Origin of the sequence: Pseudomonas sp. S4_EA_1b (assembly GCF_016307435.1) — a bacterium.
In the GTDB taxonomy this organism is placed as follows: Bacteria; Pseudomonadota; Gammaproteobacteria; order Pseudomonadales; family Pseudomonadaceae; genus Aquipseudomonas; species Aquipseudomonas rhodesiae.
Genome location: NZ_JAEILC010000067.1, coordinates 1 through 18231, shown reverse-complemented (window position 1 = coordinate 18231; position 18231 = coordinate 1). Strand labels below are relative to the sequence as shown.

The window sequence follows — 18231 nt, the reverse complement described above, 5'->3', positions numbered from 1 at the left end:
CAACGCATCGTGTGCAGCGGCGAGGCGTTGCCGGTGGATGCGCAGCAGCAGGTATTCGCCAAGCTGCCGCACGCCGGGCTGTACAACCTGTATGGCCCGACCGAGGCCGCCATCGACGTGACCCACTGGACCTGCGTCGACGAAGGCCGCGACACGGTGCCGATTGGCCGTCCGATTGCCAATCTGGGCTGCTACCTGCTTGACGATAATTTCGAACCGGTGCCGGTCGGCGTGCTGGGCGAGCTGTACCTGGGCGGCGCGGGCCTGGCCCGTGGTTATCACCGCCGTCCTGCATTGACCGCCGAACGCTTTATCTCCCACCCGTTCGTGCACGGCGAGCGCCTGTACCGCACCGGCGACCTGGCGCGCTACCGCGAAGACGGAGTGATCGAATACGCCGGGCGTATCGACCATCAGGTCAAGCTGCGCGGCCTGCGCATCGAGCTGGGCGAGATCGAAGCGCGGTTGCTGGAACACGAGCAGGTCCGTGAAGCGGCGGTGCTGGCGGTGGACGGCAAGTACCTGGTGGGTTACCTGGTGCTGCACCATGCCGGAGACGATTGGCGCGAGGTGCTCGGTGCGCACCTGGCCGAACACCTGCCGGATTACATGGTGCCGGCGCAGTGGGTACTGCTGGAGCAGATGCCGCTGAGTCCCAACGGCAAGTTGGATCGCAAGGCGTTGCCCAAACCTGAGGTGACGCATCACTACATCGCCCCGCAGAGCGCATTGGAGCAACAGATCGCCGCGATCTGGGCCGATGTGCTGGGCGTCGAGCAAGTGGGGGTCAACGACAACTTCTTCGAACGCGGCGGGGATTCGATCATCTCGATCCAGGTCGTCAGCCGCGCGCGTGCTGCCGGCATCCATTTCACCGCCAAGGCGCTGTTCCAGCACCAGACCGTGCGCAGCCTGGCGCGGGTGGCACAGCTGCACGCTGTGGCAGTGATCGACCAGGGGCCGGTGCAGGGTCAGACGCCGCTGCTGCCGTTCCAACAGTTGTTCTTCGAAAGAGACCTGCCGCAGCCGCACCACTGGAACCAGTCACTGCTCTTGACGCCGCGCCAGCCTCTGCAGGCCGCACGCCTGGAAGCGGCCTTGCAGGCGCTGATGCTGCACCACGATGTACTGCGCCTGCGCTTCAGTCAGCACGGTTCAGCGTGGAAGGCCGTGCATGCCGAGCCTGCCAGCGGACTGCTCTGGCACGCCACGGTGCCGGATACCCAGGCCCTGACGGCGCGCTGTGAAGAGGCCCAGCGCAGCCTTGCACTGAACGGGCCGCTGCTGCGTGTATTGCTTGCCGATCTGCCGGACGGCAGCCAACGGTTGCTGCTGGTCATGCACCACTTGGTGGTGGATGGCGTGTCCTGGCGGGTGGTGCTTGAAGACCTGCAAAGTCTGTATCGCCAGCATGCGCTACCAGCCAAGACGACGTCGTTCAAAGCGTGGGCCGAGCGCGTACAGGGCTATGCCCACAGCGAAGCGATCCAGTCGCAAAAGCACTTCTGGTTGCAGCAACTCGATGGCATGCCCACGGACCTGCCGTGTCGTGACCCCCACGGCGCTCGGCCAGGTCGACTGGCGCGCACGCTGGTCAGCCGACTGGACGCTGAACGCACCCGGCAATTGCTGCAACAGGCACCGGCGGCCTATCGCACACGGATCAATGACCTGCTGCTGACCGCCCTGGCGCGGGTGATCTGCCAATGGACCGGGCATGCCAGCAGCCTGATCCAGCTGGAAGGCCATGGACGTGAGGACCTGTTCGATGACATCGACCTGAGTCGCACTCTGGGGTGGTTCACCAGTCTGTTCCCAGTGCGCCTGACGCCGGCTGACTCCCTGGCCGACTCCATCAAGCAGATCAAGGAGCAACTGCGTGCCATTCCAGACAACGGTCTGGGGTTCGGTGCCCTGCGTTATCTGGGAGATGATGCGACGCGCCAAGCGTTCAGCCGCTTGCCGGTGCCGCGCATCACTTTCAACTACCTGGGCCAGGTTGACGCCAGCTTCGATCAGCCGGCCGGCCTGTTTGCCACGGCGTCGGAAAGTGCCGGTGCCGAGCAGAGCCCGGACGCGCCACTGAGCAACTGGTTGACCGTCAACGGCCAAGTGTATGGCGGCGAGTTGCACATGGGCTGGACCTTCAGTCCGCTGATGTTCGACCCTGAGGTGATCGAAGCTGTGAGCGTGGCATTCAGCCGCGAACTGACGGCGTTGATCGCGCATTGCTGCACGCCCGGCAACAGCGGCGTCACCGCGTCGGACTTCCCCTTGGCGCGGTTGAACCAACAGCAACTTGAGTCGCTGCCGCTGGCCGCCGATGCCATCGAAGACCTCTACACCTTGTCGCCCATGCAGCAGGGCATGCTGTTCCACTCCCTCTATGAGCAAGCGGCGGGCGACTACATCAACCAGATCCGGGTCAGCGTCGATGGCCTGGACGTGCCACGATTCCAGCAAGCCTGGGACGCGACGGTGCAGGCGCATGACGTGCTGCGCAGCGGGTTTTTCTGGGAAGGGCAATTGGACTGGCCATGCCAGGTGGTGTACCGCGCGGCCCGTTTGACCGTCGAGGTGCTTGACTGGCGCGCCATGCCGGAGTGCGAACAGGCTCTACAGGATTTGCAGCAGGCCCAGCGTCGGCAGGGCTTCAACCTGTCCCACGCGCCTTTGATGCGCCTGCTGCTGGTGCGCACCGACGAGCAGCGCCATGAACTGATTTACACCCATCACCACATCCTGATGGATGGCTGGAGCAATTCCCGCTTGTTCGGTGAAGTACTGCAACGCTATGCCGGGATCGCGGTGCCCGAAACCGCCGGGCGCTATCGCGATTACATCGGCTGGTTGCAACAGCGCGATAGCGCGGCGACCGAAGCCTTCTGGCGCGAACAGGTGGGCGCGTTGCAAGCGCCGACCCGCCTGGGCACCTATCCGCCAACGTCGCAGACGGGGCAGGGGCAGCATCAGTTGACGCTTGACCCCGGCTTGACTGAGCGCCTGGAATCCTTCGCGCGAAGCCACAAGGTTACCCTCAATACTTTGATCCAGGCGGCGTGGCTGATCCTGCTACACCGCCACAGCGGGCAACCGGTGGTGTCATTCGGCGCCACGGTATCCGGGCGTCCCGCTGAACTAGTGGGGGTGGAACAACAGGTTGGATTGTTTATCAACACCTTGCCGGTCATCTGCGCGGTGGATGAGCAGGCGTCGGTGGCCGATTGGCTGCAAGCAGTGCAGTCGCAGAACTTGTCCCTGCGCGAGCATGAGCACTGTGGGCTGTACGATATCCAGCGGTGGGCCGGGCAAGGCGGGGAAGGGCTGTTCGACAGCATTTTGGTATTCGAAAACTACCCGGTGTCCAAAGCCCTTGAGCAGGGCGGCGGCAGTGGTCTGCGATTTGGCGCGCCACAGGCCCATGAACAAACCAGTTTTCCATTGACGGTATTGGCGGACGTCGGTGAAACGCTGTCGGTGCAATTCAACTTTGCCCGTGCGCATTTCACCATGCCCATGGTGCAGGGCTACGCCCGGCATCTGGCCAACCTGCTGGGTGGCATGCTCCAAGGCGGTGAGCAAAGCCTTGGCGAACTGGCCATGCTGGACATGACCGAGCGCCAACAAATACTTGAGCAGTGGAACGCCACCGCCCGCGACTACCCGCAAAACCAGTGGGTGCATCACCTGATCGAAGCCCAGGCCAAACGCCAGCCGCAGGCCACGGCCCTGGTGTTTGCCGAGCAACGTATCGACTACGCCGAGCTCAACCGCCGCGCCAACCGCCTGGCCCATCGCTTGATCGAGGCCGGTGTCGGCCCGGATGTGCGGGTGGGCCTGGCCGTGGAGCGCTCCTTCGACATGGTTATCGGCCTGCTTGCGGTGCTCAAAGCCGGCGGCGCCTATGTGCCGCTGGACCCCGACTACCCACGCGAACGCCTGGCCTACATGCTCGACGACAGCGGCGTGCAATTGTTGCTGACCCAGGCGCCGTTGCTCGGCCAGTTGCCGATTCCGCAAGGCTTGGAAACCCTGGTGCTGGGCGAGTCGAGTTACGAGCAATACAGCGAGCAAAACCCGGCTGTCGCGCTGGACGGCGAAAACCTTGCGTACGTGATCTATACCTCGGGCTCCACCGGCCAACCCAAGGGCGCGGGCAACCGCCATTCGGCCTTGCTCAACCGCCTGCAATGGATGCAGGAAGCCTACGGGTTAAGCGCGGCCGACAGCGTATTGCAAAAGACCCCGTTCAGTTTCGACGTGTCGGTGTGGGAGTTTTTCTGGCCGCTGATGACCGGCTCGCGCCTGGTGATTGCCGCCCCTGGCGATCACCGCGATCCGGCCAGATTGATCCACTTGATCAACGCCGAACAGGTCACCACGCTGCACTTTGTGCCGTCGATGTTGCAGGCGTTCTTGCAGGATGCGGCGGTGTCCAGTTGCCGGAGCCTGCAACGCATCGTGTGCAGCGGTGAGGCGTTGCCGGTGGATGCGCAGCAGCAGGTGTTCGCCAAGCTGCCGCACGCCGGGCTGTACAACCTGTATGGCCCGACCGAAGCCGCCATCGACGTGACCCACTGGACCTGCGTCGACGAAGGCCGCGACACGGTGCCGATTGGCCGTCCGATTGCCAATCTGGGCTGCTACCTGCTTGACGACAATTTCGAACCGGTGCCGGTCGGCGTGCTGGGCGAGCTGTACCTGGGCGGCGCGGGCCTGGCCCGTGGTTATCACCGCCGTCCTGCATTGACCGCCGAACGCTTTATCGCCCACCCGTTCGTGCACGGCGAGCGCCTGTACCGCACCGGCGACCTGGCGCGCTACCGCGAAGACGGAGTGATCGAATACGCCGGACGTATCGACCATCAGGTCAAGCTGCGCGGCCTGCGCATCGAGCTGGGCGAGATCGAAGCGCGGTTGCTGGAACACGAGCAGGTCCGCGAAGCGGCGGTGCTGGCGGTGGACGGCAAGTACTTGGTGGGTTACCTGGTGCTGCACCATGCCGGAGACGACTGGCGCGAGGTGCTCGGTGCGCACCTGGCCGAACACCTGCCGGATTACATGGTGCCGGCACAGTGGGTGTTGCTGGAGCAAATGCCGCTGAGTCCCAACGGCAAGTTGGATCGCAAGGCGCTGCCCAAGGCCGATGCCAGCCTGATGGCCCGCGAGTACGTTGCGCCCCAGAGCGAACTCGAACAACAGGTCGCCGCGATCTGGGCCGAGGTCTTGCACGTTCAGCGTGTCGGCCTGCACGACAACTTCTTCGAGCTGGGCGGGCATTCGTTGCTGGCTACGCAAGTGGTGGTGCGCCTGCGCGAGCGCTTGCACGCCGAGTTCGACGTCAAGTCGATCTTCACCGCACCCACCCTGGCTGATTTCAGTGCTTACGTCGCGGCCCAGCAAACAAATAATTCGCCGGTGCAGGACGCATTGGCTAAATCCTTGGAGGCCCTCAAACGTCTATCAGCAGAAGATTTGGATAAATTGATTTCCTGAGGGGCGTGGCGTGCAAGCATTAATCGAGTCGGTGGGTTCACTTTCTGCGCAGCAAAAGAAAGCGTTGGCGGTCATGCTCAAGCAACAAGGCATCAACCTGTTTGAGATCGCCCCGGTTTTCAAGCGTCAGGAAGGCGAGCCGCTTCGACTCTCTTATGCGCAGGAGCGGCAGTGGTTTTTGTGGCAGTTGGAGCCGCAGAGCACCGCATACCATGTGCCTCGGGCGCTGCGTCTGGTGGGAGAGCTGGACGTAGCAGCCTTGCAGCGCAGCTTCGACACTCTGGTTAGCCGGCACGAAAGCCTGCGCACGCACATTGAGCCCGATGGTGACAGCGCCTTGCAGGTCATTGTCGAAAACGCGCGGGTGGAAATCACCTTGGTCGAGGCCCAGGCATTCCAGGTCAAAGACTGGGTGCAGGCCGAAATTGACCGGCCGTTCGATTTGCAGCAAGGCCCGTTGCTGCGAGTGAAACTGCTGCGCCTGGCCCCGCAGGAGCATGTGCTGGTACTGGTGCAACATCACATCGTCTCCGATGGCTGGTCGATGCAGGTCATGGTCGACGAGCTTGTGCAATTGTATGCCGCCCATGTCCAGGGGCTCGAACCGCAGCTACCGGCCTTGCCAATCCAGTACGCCGACTATGCACTGTGGCAGCGCAGCTGGATGGAAGCCGGCGAGCGCGAGCGGCAACTCGCGTACTGGGAAAACCTGCTGGGCGGTGAGCAGCCCGTGCTGGAATTGCCGATGGATCGCCCACGGCCTGCGATACAAAGCTACCGCGGTGCACGTCTGGACCTGGCGCTGGATGCCGCTTTGGTCACCCGTCTCAAAACCATGGCGCAGCGCGAAGGTGTGACGCTGTTCATGCTGCTGCTGGCTTCATTCCAGGCGGTGTTGTATCGCTACAGCGGTCAGGGGGACATTCGCATCGGCGTGCCGGTGGCCAACCGCAATCGCGCGGAGACCGAGGGCCTCATCGGCTTTTTCGTCAATACACAGATTCTCAAGGCTGACATCGACGGGCTGATGAGCTTTCGCGAGCTGTTGCACCACACTCGTGAGCGCGTGGTGCAAGCCCAGGCCCATCAAGACTTGCCTTTCGAGCAACTGGTCGAAGCGCTGCAGCCGGAACGTAGCCTGAGTTATAACCCGCTGTTCCAGGTGATGTTCAACCACCAGACCGATACCCAGCGCGGCGGCGCCAGCGCAACGGGTCTGCAGGTCCAGGGGTTGGAGTGGGACAGCAAGACCGCGCAATTGGATCTCAACCTGGATACCCAGGAATCGGTCGAAGGCATTCAGGCGTCCCTGACCTATGCCACGGACCTTTTCGACGCCCCCGGCATGCAGCGCCTGCTTGCACACTGGCAACGTTTGCTGCACAGCGTCAGCCAGGATTGCACCCGCCGTGTCGGTGAATTGCCGCTGCTGGAGGATGCCCAGTTGCAGCACATGGTGCATGACTGGAACGCTACCCAGCGGGCGTTTGCCAAGGATATGGGCGTGCATCCCCTGTTCGAAGACCAGGCTCGGCTGCGCCCGGATGCGACGGCACTGGCGTGTAACGGCCAAGTGCTGAGCTATGGCGAATTGAACCGACGTGCCAATCGACTGGCCCACCGTTTGCGCGGCGCTGGCGTCGGCCCCGACGTGCTGGTGGCGGTGGCTTTGGAGCGCTCGGTCGAGATGGCGGTGGCGCTGTTGGCAACCCTGAAGGCCGGCGGTGCCTACGTGCCGCTCGACCCTGGTTTCCCGCCTGATCGATTGGCCTTTATGCTCGAAGACAGCCGCGCGCACGTTGTGCTGACGGCCGGCAGCCTGCGTCAACAGTTGCCGTTGGCGGTCGGTCAGCAGGTGCTACTGATGGACGAAGACGCGGATGGGCGCTACAGCAGCGTCAACCCAGACGTCGAACTCAGTGGTGAGCACCTGGCATATGTGATCTACACGTCCGGCTCCACCGGCAAACCCAAGGGCGTGATGGTGCGCCATGCCGCGCTGAGCAGCTTCACCCAGGGCATGGCCGACACCTTGGGCATTGATGCACAAGCACGCCTGTTGTCGTTGACCACCTTCTCTTTCGATATTTTTGCCCTGGAGCTTTACGTTCCCCTGGCGGTGGGCGCGACGGTGGTCCTGGCCGACAAGGACACGTCCCTGGACCCGGAGGCCATCCTCGACCTGGTGCAGCACGCAACCATCGACGTGCTGCAAGCCACGCCATCGACCTGGCGCATGCTGCTGGACAGCGAACGTTGCACCGTACTGCGCGGAATCAAATGCCTGTGTGGTGGTGAGGCGCTGCCCGCCGACCTGGCCGAGCGCATGCTCGCCTGGCAAGGCACGGTGTGGAACCTGTACGGGCCGACCGAGACGACCATCTGGTCGGCCGCCTATCCGTTGCTTGAGCCTGTGCCGTTTGTAGGGCGACCGATTGCCAATACGTCGCTGTTCATCCTCAACGACACGCTTACGCCTTGCCCGCTGACGGTGCCCGGTGAACTGCTGATAGGTGGCGTCGGTTTGGCTCGCGGTTATTTCGGCCGGGCGGCCATGACGGCCGAGCGCTTTGTGCCCAACCCGTATGGCGGTCCTGGCGAACGCTTGTATCGCACCGGCGACCTGGCGCGCTATCGCGAGCAGGGGGTGGTGGAGTACATCGGCCGCGTCGACCATCAGGTTAAGGTGCGGGGTTTCCGTATCGAATTGGGCGAGATCGAGGCGTGCCTGCGCGAGCAGCCAATGGTGCGTGAAGCGGTGGTGATAGCTGACCATGAGCAGTTGCTTGCCTATCTGGTCACCCGCCACCCGCTGGCCGAGCAGGAACAGGCCGCGCTGCGGGAACAGCTCAAGACAGCCTTGCGCGCGCGATTGCCGGAATACATGGTGCCGAGCTATCTGGTGCTGCTGGAGCGGATGCCGCTGACCCCCAATGGCAAGCTGGACCGCAAGGCCCTGCCAAGGCCCGACGCTGGCGCGTTGCAAAAACATTACGTGCCACCCGTGACCGCACGCGAGTGCCAGGTGGCGGCGATCTGGGCCGAAGTGCTGGGCGTGGCCCAGGTCGGTCTGTCGGATCACTTCTTTGAAATCGGCGGGCACTCGTTGCTGGCGACACGCGTTGTGTCTCGCGTGCGTCAGGCATTGGCAATCGATGTGCCACTCAAAGCGTTGTTCGAACAGCCTGAGCTTGGGCGCTTTGTGCAGGCACTCTCCGACAGCGTGCTGGACGTGCAGCCGATTGCCCGCTGCGCGCGCGATCAACCGCTGGCATTGTCCTATGCCCAGGAGCGCCAGTGGTTCCTCTGGCAGTTGGAGCCTCACAGCGCGGTGTATCACATCCCCGCAGCCCTGCGCCTGCAAGGCGCACTGGACCGTCAGGCGCTGCAACGCAGTTTCGATGGCTTGCTTGCACGCCATGAAAGCCTGCGCACGGTGTTCGTCACGGAGGGTGAGCGCACCGTGCAGCGCGTGGCCGCACCAGCGGCGTTGCGGATCGAAGAGCAAACCCTCGCTACCGATGATCCGGCCGTGGTGAGGGCCCAGGTAGAGGCGGCAATCGCCGAACCGTTCGATTTGCGCACCGGGCCGTTGTTGCGCGTCCGGTTATTGCAACTGGCAGCGGATCAGCATGTGCTCGTCCTGGTGCTGCATCACATCGTCAGCGATGCCTGGTCGATGCAGGTGATGGTCGAGGAGCTGGTGCAGTCCTATGCCGCGCTTAAGCTGGGCCTGGAGCCGCAGTTGCCAGCGCTGCCGATTCAGTATGCCGACTATGCGGTGTGGCAGCGCGACTGGTTGCAGGCCGGTGAGCAGGCGCGCCAGTTGGCCTATTGGCGTGAGCGTTTGGCCGGCGAGCAACGGGTGCTGGACTTGCCGCTCGATCATCCCCGCCCCCCGGCGCAAAGCCACCGCGGTGCGCGTGTGGAGTGGCTGTTGGACCCCGCGTTGCTGGAGGCTTTGCAGGGCCTGGCCCAACGGCAAGGCGCGACGCTGTTTATGGTGTTGCTGGCTGCGTTCCAGGCATTGTTATATCGCTATACCGGCCAGTCGGATATTCGCGTGGGCGTGCCGATTGCCAACCGCAATCGGGTGGAAACCGAGCGGTTGATCGGTTTTTTTGTCAACACTCAAGTCCTCAAGGCCGACATCAGCGGCGAGCTGTCGTTTGTCGAGCTGCTCCAGCAGGTCAAGCAGGCGGCCTTGGAAGCCCAAGCGCATCAGGACCTGCCGTTCGAACAACTGGTCGAAGCGCTGCAGCCGGAACGCAGCCTGAGCCATAGCCCACTGTTTCAAGTGATGTTCAACCATCAGATCGATGCGCGCGGCACTGCGGCGCCGCAGGCGATGGGGCTACAGGTTGATGCTCTGGAATGGGACAGCCACACCGCGCATTTCGATGTGAGCCTGGATACTCAGGAAACCGTCGATGGGCTTTGGGCGACATTGACCTACGCCACCGATCTGTTCGAGGCCGCCACGATTGAGCGTATGGCGCAACACTGGCTAAGCGTATTGCGGGCCGTGGTTGAACGCCCTAACGAACACCTTGCAGACCTGCCGATGCTGGGTGCCAGTGAGCGTCAGCGTCTTACGCAGACCTGGAACGCCGGCGCACCGGCCGCGCCTTGGACGGGCGGGGTGCAGCGTCTGTTCGAGGCGCAGGCACGGCAGCGCCCACACGCGGTAGCGTTGGTGCTCGATGGCGTATCGCTGAGCTATGCCGAACTGAACCTGCAGGCCAATCGCCTGGCCCATTGCCTGGTGGCCCACGGCGTCGGGCCGCAAGTGCTGGTGGGGATTGCCGTTGAGCGCTCCTTCGCCATGGTGGTCAGCCTGCTGGCAGTGCTCAAGGCGGGCGGGGCCTACGTGCCCCTCGACCCGAGTTACCCGCGCGAGCGTCTGGCCCACATGCTTGAAGACAGCGGTGTGCGTCTGGTGCTGACACACGCCCACGTGCCTATCGTGCTTCCCGAAGGGGTCGCAGCCTTGGCCATTGACCAGGCAGGACTGGCCGAGTACTCCGGTGAAGACTTGGCCTTGGCGATCGGCGCGGATCATCTGGCCTATGTGATTTACACCTCCGGCTCTACCGGCAAACCCAAGGGCGTTGCCATCGACCATGGCGCCCTGAGCGAATTCGCGAGCATTGCCGCCGGCTATTCGCAGCTGACGCCCCAGGACCGTGTGCTGCAATTCGCCACGCTTAACTTCGATGGTTTTGTCGAGCAACTGTATCCGGCCTTGACCCACGGCGCGGCGGTGGTCCTGCGTGGCGCGTCGCTATGGGACAGCGGCCGGCTGTATACCGAGATCCTGAGCCAGGGGATTACCCTGGCCGATTTGCCGACCGCCTATTGGCACCTGTTTGTGCTTGATTGCCTGGCCGCCGGGCCCCGTTCGTATGGTGCCTTGCGCCAAGTGCACATCGGCGGCGAAGCCATGCCGCTGGACGGGCCCGCACAATGGGTACGCGCTGGCCTGGGCCATGTGCGTCTGCTCAATACCTATGGGCCGACCGAGGCGACGGTGGTGTCCAGTGTGCTGGATTGCAGCGCAGCGGATGAAGCCCTGAGCGCTACCGCCAGCCCTATTGGCCGCTCGTTGCCAGGGCGCGCCCTGTATGTCCTGGACCGCGATCTCAACCTCGCACCCCTGGGGGCGGTGGGCGAGTTGTATATCGGCAGCGCCTGCGGCCTGGCTCGTGGGTATTTGAATCGTGCAGGGTTGACGGCCGAGCGTTTTGTCGCCAATCCGTTCGCTGACGCTGGCGAACGCCTGTACCGCACCGGTGACCTAGCCCGTTATCGTGCCGACGGCGTGATCGAATACGTCGGGCGTGTCGATCATCAAGTCAAGATTCGTGGCTTCCGTATCGAATTGGGTGAGATCGAGACGTTGCTGCTGGCCCAGGCCAATGTCCGCGAAGCGGTGGTGCTGGCCGTCGATAACCTACTGCTCGCGTACCTGGTGGCGGATCAGCAGGAGACTGCGGCGCTGGGTGAAACCCTCAAGGCGGTATTGCGTGAACAACTGCCGGATTACATGGTGCCGGCGCACCTGGTCTTTCTTGACCGCTTGCCGTTGAACCTCAATGGCAAGCTGGATCGCCAAGCCCTGCCCAAGCCTGACGCGCATCTTTCGCAGCCGACCTGGGTGGCACCGGTCAGCGCCGTCGAGCAACAAGTGGCAGCGATCTGGGCCGATATTCTGGGGGTGGCACGGGTCGGGCTGACGGATCACTTCTTCGAGCTGGGCGGGCACTCGTTGCTGGCCATGCAGGTGACCTCGCGTCTTCGCCAGGCGTTGGCCCTTGAGGTGCCGCTCAAATTGCTGTTCGAGCAGCCGCGCCTGCAAGGTTTCGTCGCAGCGTTACCCGCCTGCGCGAGGGCCGACCAAGGGCGCGCGCCGGCGCTGGTTGCGTTGCCGCGTGACGGTGAGGTACCGCTGTCATATGCCCAGGAGCGCCAGTGGTTCCTCTGGCAGTTGGACCCGGACAGCCGCGCCTACCACGTGCCGAGTGTGCTGCGCCTGAAGGGGCCGTTGGACATTGGCGCGCTGCAACGCAGCTTTGATCATCTGGTGGCCCGTCATGAGAGTCTGCGCACCGTGCTGCGCCACGGCAGCGATGGCACCGTGCAAGTCGTGCGCGAGCCTGCGCCGGTGGTCATCAGTCACAGTAATGTCCAGGAAGCTGATCTGCAGACGTGTGTGGAAGCGAAAATCGCCCTGACCTTCGATCTGGAGCAAGGGCCGCTGCTGCGCGTGGATCTGCTGCGCCTGGCCGAGGATGATCACGTACTGGTGCTGGTGCAGCACCATATCGTCTCCGACGGTTGGTCGATGCAGGTGATGGTCGAGGAATTGGTGCAGGTCTACGCCGCCTTTAGCCAAGGTCAAGAGGTGCGACTGCCGCCACTGCCGATTCAATATGCCGATTACGCGATGTGGCAACGCCAGTGGATGGAGGCGGGCGAGAAGGCGCGTCAGCTGAGCTACTGGCGCGAGCTGCTCGGCGGTGAGCAACCGGTGCTGGAGCTGCCGTTCGATTATCAGCGCCCGGCGGAGCAGAGCCATCGCGGCGCGCGTTCGCACATAGAAATACCCACGTCGCTGTTGGTCGACCTCAAAGCCCTGGCCCAGCGCGAAGGTGTAACGCTGTTCATGCTGTTGCTGGCCTCGTTCCAGGTTCTGTTGCACCGCTACAGTGGCCAACAGGACATTCGCGTTGGCGTGCCGATTGCCAACCGCAACCGTGTGGAAACCGAGCGTCTGATTGGTTTCTTCGTCAACACCCAGGTGCTCAAGGCCGAGATCGATGGTCACGTCAGCGTGCGCCAATTGTTGGCCCAGGTGAAAGAGCGTGCCCTGGGAGCACAGGCCCATCAGGACCTGCCCTTCGAGCAATTGGTCGAAGCGCTGCAGCCGGAGCGCAGCCTCAGTCTGAACCCGTTATTCCAAGTCATGTTCAATCACCAGGCCGAACGACGGCAGGGGATGTCGACTGCGGCCTTGCATGAGCTGCGCGTCGAAGGGCTGGCCTGGGAAAGTCATACCGCACATTTTGATCTGGACCTGGATGTGCATGAGTCGAGCGAGGGGCTGGCAGCCTCTCTGGGCTACGCCACCGACCTGTTTACCGCCGCCACCATCGAACGTATGGGCCGCCACTGGCATAACCTGTTGCAGGCAATGGTGGCCGACCCGCAGCAGAGCATCGGCCAGTTGAAATTGCTGGATGACGCGGAGCAACAGCACATTCTGCACCTATGGGACCGCAGCGATGCCGGCTTCTCGGCCCAGCGCCTGGTGCACGAGTTGTTCGCCGACCGCGCCCAGGAAACCCCCGACGCCGTGGCGGTGAAGTTCGACACCCAAACCCTGACCTACGGCGAGCTGGACCGCCAGGCCAACCGCCTGGCCCATGCGTTGATTGCCCGTGGGGTTGGCGCGGAGGTTCGCGTGGCTATCGCCATGCCGCGCAGTGCCGAGATCATGGTGGCGTTCCTGGCGGTCATGAAGGCTGGCGGCGTGTATGTGCCGCTGGATATCGAATATCCGCGTGATCGGCTGCTGTATATGTTGGAGGACAGCTGCGCTCAGTTGCTGCTGACGCATTCGACGGTGCAGCCGCGCTTGCCGATCCCGGATGGCCTGCATGTCCTTGCAATTGATCACACACCGCTCTGGTCCGACCACCGCGACACCGCCCCCAACGTCGCACTGGACGGCGCCAACCTCGCCTACGTGATCTACACCTCCGGCTCCACCGGCATGCCCAAAGGCGTGGCGGTGGCCCACGGCCCGTTGGTGGCGCATATCATCGCCACCGGCGAACGCTACGAAACCGGCCCGACCGACTGCGAACTGCACTTTATGTCGTTCGCCTTCGACGGTTCCCACGAAGGCTGGATGCACCCGCTGATCAACGGCGCCAGTGTGCTCATCCGCGACGACAGCCTGTGGCTGCCCGAGTACACCTACGAACAGATGCACCGTCACCACGTGACCATGGCGGTGTTCCCGCCGGTGTACCTGCAACAACTGGCCGAGCATGCCGAGCGCGACGGCAACCCGCCGAATGTGCGCGTGTACTGCTTTGGCGGCGATGCGGTGGCCCAGGCCAGTTATGACCTGGCCTGGCGCGCGCTGAAGCCGACGTACCTGTTCAACGGCTATGGCCCGACCGAAACCGTGGTCACGCCATTGCTATGGAAAGCGCGACGCGGCGACCCATGCGGCGCGGTGTACGCGCCGATCGGCACCTTGTTGGGCAACCGCAGCGGCTACGTACTGGACGCGCAGCTCAACCTGCAACCCATCGGCGTGGCCGGTGAGTTGTACCTGGGCGGCGAGGGCGTGGCGCGGGGTTATCTGGAGCGCCCGGCACTGACCGCCGAACGCTTTGTGCCGGACCCGTTCGGCAAACCCGGCAGCCGCGTGTACCGCAGCGGCGACCTGACCCGCGGGCGTGCGGATGGTGTAGTGGATTATCTCGGGCGGGTCGACCACCAAGTGAAAATCCGCGGCTTCCGTATCGAACTGGGCGAGATCGAAGCGCGTCTGCGCGAGCAGGACAACGTTGGCGAAACCGTGGTGGTGGCCCACGACGGCCCGTCCGGTAAGCAACTGGTGGCCTACGTGGTGCCGGCCCGCGCCACCGACGACGGCGCGCTGCGCGACAGCCTGCGCCGCGCCCTGAAAACCCGCCTGCCGGACTACATGGTGCCTACGCACTTTATGTTCCTGGCGCAGATGCCGCTGACCCCCAACGGCAAGCTCGACCGCAAGGGCCTGCCGGCGCCGGACGCGAGCCTGATGCAGCAGACCTACGTGGCGCCCGAAACCGAGCTGGAACAACAGATCGCCGCGATCTGGGCCGAGGTGTTGCGCTTGCCCCAGGTGGGGGTGAACGACAACTTCTTTGAGCTGGGGGGCGACTCGATCATTTCGATCCAGGTGGTCAGCCGCGCGCGGCAGGCTGGTATTCGCTTCACGCCCAAGGATTTGTTCCAGCACCAGACCGTGCAAAGCCTCGCGGCGGTAGCTCGTCAAGGCGAGGGCGCGGTGGTGCTCGATCAGTCCGCCTTGACCGGCGAGCTGGCGCTGCTACCGATCCAACAGGCCTTTTTTGCCGATCAGATCCCTCAGCGTCATCACTGGAACCAGTCTGTGGTCCTGCGCCCGCACCAGCCGTTGCAGCCGACCATACTGGGGGCCGCCTTGCAGGCGTTGATCGTGCACCATGACGCCTTGCGCAGTGCGTTCGTCCACGGGGCGAGCGGTTGGAGCGCTGCCTATCGCGATGCCGCGCAGCATCAGGCCGAGCAAGTACTGTGGCACGTCCAGGTGAACGATACCGAGGCGTTGGCAGCGCTGGGCGAACAGGCCCATAGCAGTCTCGACCTGGGTACAGGCCCGCTGTTACGTGTGGTGCTGGCGGACCTGGCCGACGGCTCGCAACGCTTGCTGCTGGTGATTCATCACTTGGTGGTGGACGGTGTTTCGTGGCGCATCCTGCTGGAAGATTTGCAAACGGCTTACCGCCAGATTGCCCAGGACGGCCGCGCGGTACTGCCGACCAAAACCAGTTCGATTCGCGCCTGGGCTGAGCGGCTGCGCCGGTATGCCGGCAGTGCTGCGTTGCAACAGGAACTGGCCTGGTGGCAACAGCAGTTGCACGCCAGCCCGGACGGCCTGCCTGGAGCGAACCCACAGGCCAGCCTCAGTAACCGCCATGCCTTGAATGTAACGACCCACCTCGACCAACGCTGGACCCGACAGTTACTGCAGGAAGCCCCAAGCGCCTACCGCACCCAGATCAACGATCTGTTGCTGACGGCCCTGGCCCGGGTGATGGTGCGCTGGACGGGAACCCCGTCGATGCTGATCAGGCTGGAAGGCCATGGCCGCGAAGACGTGTTCGATGACATTGACCTGACGCGCACGGTCGGCTGGTTCACCAGCCTCTACCCGCTGCAACTGGTGCCGGCGCCGAGCCTGGCGGATTCGCTCAAAGGCATCAAGGAGCAACTGCGCGCAATTCCTGACAAGGGCCTGGGCTTCGGCGCGCTGCGCTACCTGGGCGATCATGCTGCGCAGCAAGCATTGAGCCAACTGCCACGTCCGCGCATCACCTTCAACTACCTGGGCCAGTTCGACGGCAGTTTCGACGACGCCGGCCAAGGCAGTCTGTTTGCACCGTCGGGCGATGCTGCCGGTGCCGATCAAAGCCTCGACGCGCCACTGGGCAACTGGTTGGAAATCAACGGCCAGGTGTACGGCGGCGAGCTGAGCTTGAGCTGGAGTTTCAGCCGCGAGATGTTCGACGAGGCCACCGTGCAACGCTTGGCGGATGATTATGCCGAGGAGCTCAAGGCGCTTATTGAGCACTGTTGCCTGCCGATCAATCGCGGCGTGACGCCGTCGGACTTTCCATTGGCCGGGCTGACTCAGGCGCAATTGGACACGTTGCCGCTGGTGTTGGCAGAGGTCGAGGACCTGTATCCGTTGTCACCGATGCAGCAGGGTCTGTTGTTCCAGTCCTTGTACAGTGAGGGCTCGGGGGACTACATCAATCAGATGCGCGTGGATGTGCGCGGTCTGGATGTGCCGCGTTTTGAGCGCGCCTGGCAAGCGGCGGTGGACCGCCACGAGGTGCTGCGCAGTGGCTTCCTCTGGCAGGCTGAGTTGAACCAGCCATTGCAGGTGGTCTACAAGCATTTACACGTGACAGTGGTGGAGCACGATTGGCAGGGGCGTGAGGATCGCGCCGCCGCGCTTGATGGTCTGGCTGCTACGCAACGCGCCCAGGGCTTTGCCCTGGAACAGGCGCCATTGCTGAATTTGGTGCTGGTGCGTACCGGGCCGTCCAATCATCATTTGATCTACACCCATCATCACATCCTGATGGATGGCTGGAGCGGTTCGCAGCTGTTTGGCGAGGTGCTGCAACACTATGCCGGGGAGCCTTTGCGTCCGGCGCTCGGACGTTACCGTGATTACATCGGTTGGTTGCAGGGCCAGGACAAAGTCGCCAGCGAAGGATTCTGGAAAACCCAGCTGGCCGCGTTGCAAGAACCCACACGCCTGGCCCGTGGCGCGTCGACTGGCCTTAATGGGCTGCCGATGGCCAACGGTGAACACACACTTAACTTCGAACCGGCGCAGACCCAGCGCTTGAAAGCTTTTGCCCAGGGCCACAAAGTCACGCTCAACACGCTGGTGCAAAGCGCGTGGCTGCTGCTGTTGGCGCGCCAGACTGGCCAGGCGACTGTGGCCTTTGGCGCCACGGTGGCGGGGCGTCCGGCGCAATTGCAGGGAATCGAGCAGTTGGTCGGGTTGTTCATCAACACCCTGCCGGTGGTGGCTACCCCGGACCCGCAAATGTCGATCGGCCAATGGCTGCAGCAGATCCAGGCGCAAAATCTCAGGTTGCGCGAGCAGGAACATACCCCGTTGTTCGACGTACAACGCTGGGCTGGTTTAGGCGGCGAGGCGCTGTTCGACAGCATCCTGGTGTTCGAGAACTACCCGGTGTCCGAAGCCTTGGAGCAGGGCTCGCCTACGGGGCTGCAGTTTGGCCCAGTGCAGAATCTGGAACAGACCCACTATCCGCTGACGGTGCTGCTGGGCGTCGGGCAGACTCTGGGGATGGAGTTCAATTACAGCCGGCAAGCCTTCAGTGACGCGGATATCCAACGCCTGGCTACGCACTTCAGCCATTTGTTGCTGGCCTTGGCAAACCCGGTACATACACGTTTGGCCGACTTGCCGTCGGTGACTGCCGCTGAGCGTCACACCACGGTGTATGCCTGGAACGCCACCGCCCGCGACTACCCGCAAAACCAATGGGTGCATCACCTGATCGAAGCCCAAGCCGAGCGCCAGCCGCAGGCCACGGCCCTGGTGTTTGCCGAGCAACGTATCGACTACGCCGAGCTCAACCGCCGCGCCAACCGCCTGGCCCATCGCTTGATCGAGGCTGGTGTCGGCCCGGATGTGCGTGTGGGCCTGGCCGTGGAGCGCTCCTTCGACATGGTCATCGGCCTGCTTGCGGTGCTCAAAGCCGGCGGCGCCTATGTGCCGCTGGACCCCGACTACCCACGCGAACGCCTGGCCTACATGCTCGACGACAGCGGCGTGCAATTGTTGCTGACCCAAGCGCCTTTGCTCGGCCAGTTGCCGATTCCGCATGGCTTGGAAACCCTGGTGCTGGGCGAGTCGAGTTACGA

The 18231-nt window shown here is 63.5% G+C and carries 2 protein-coding genes; both read left to right on the top strand.

Annotated features, from left to right (window positions below; all coding sequences use genetic code 11):
• Positions 1–5496: non-ribosomal peptide synthetase (locus YA0848_RS21145; RefSeq protein WP_198731402.1), on the top strand; the 5496-nt coding region annotated here is incomplete at its 5' end.
• A gap of 10 nt (positions 5497–5506) precedes the next feature.
• Positions 5507–18231, top strand: a 12725-nt coding sequence (locus YA0848_RS21140; RefSeq protein WP_332874086.1) for a non-ribosomal peptide synthase/polyketide synthase, incomplete at its 3' end; no start/stop codon positions are given.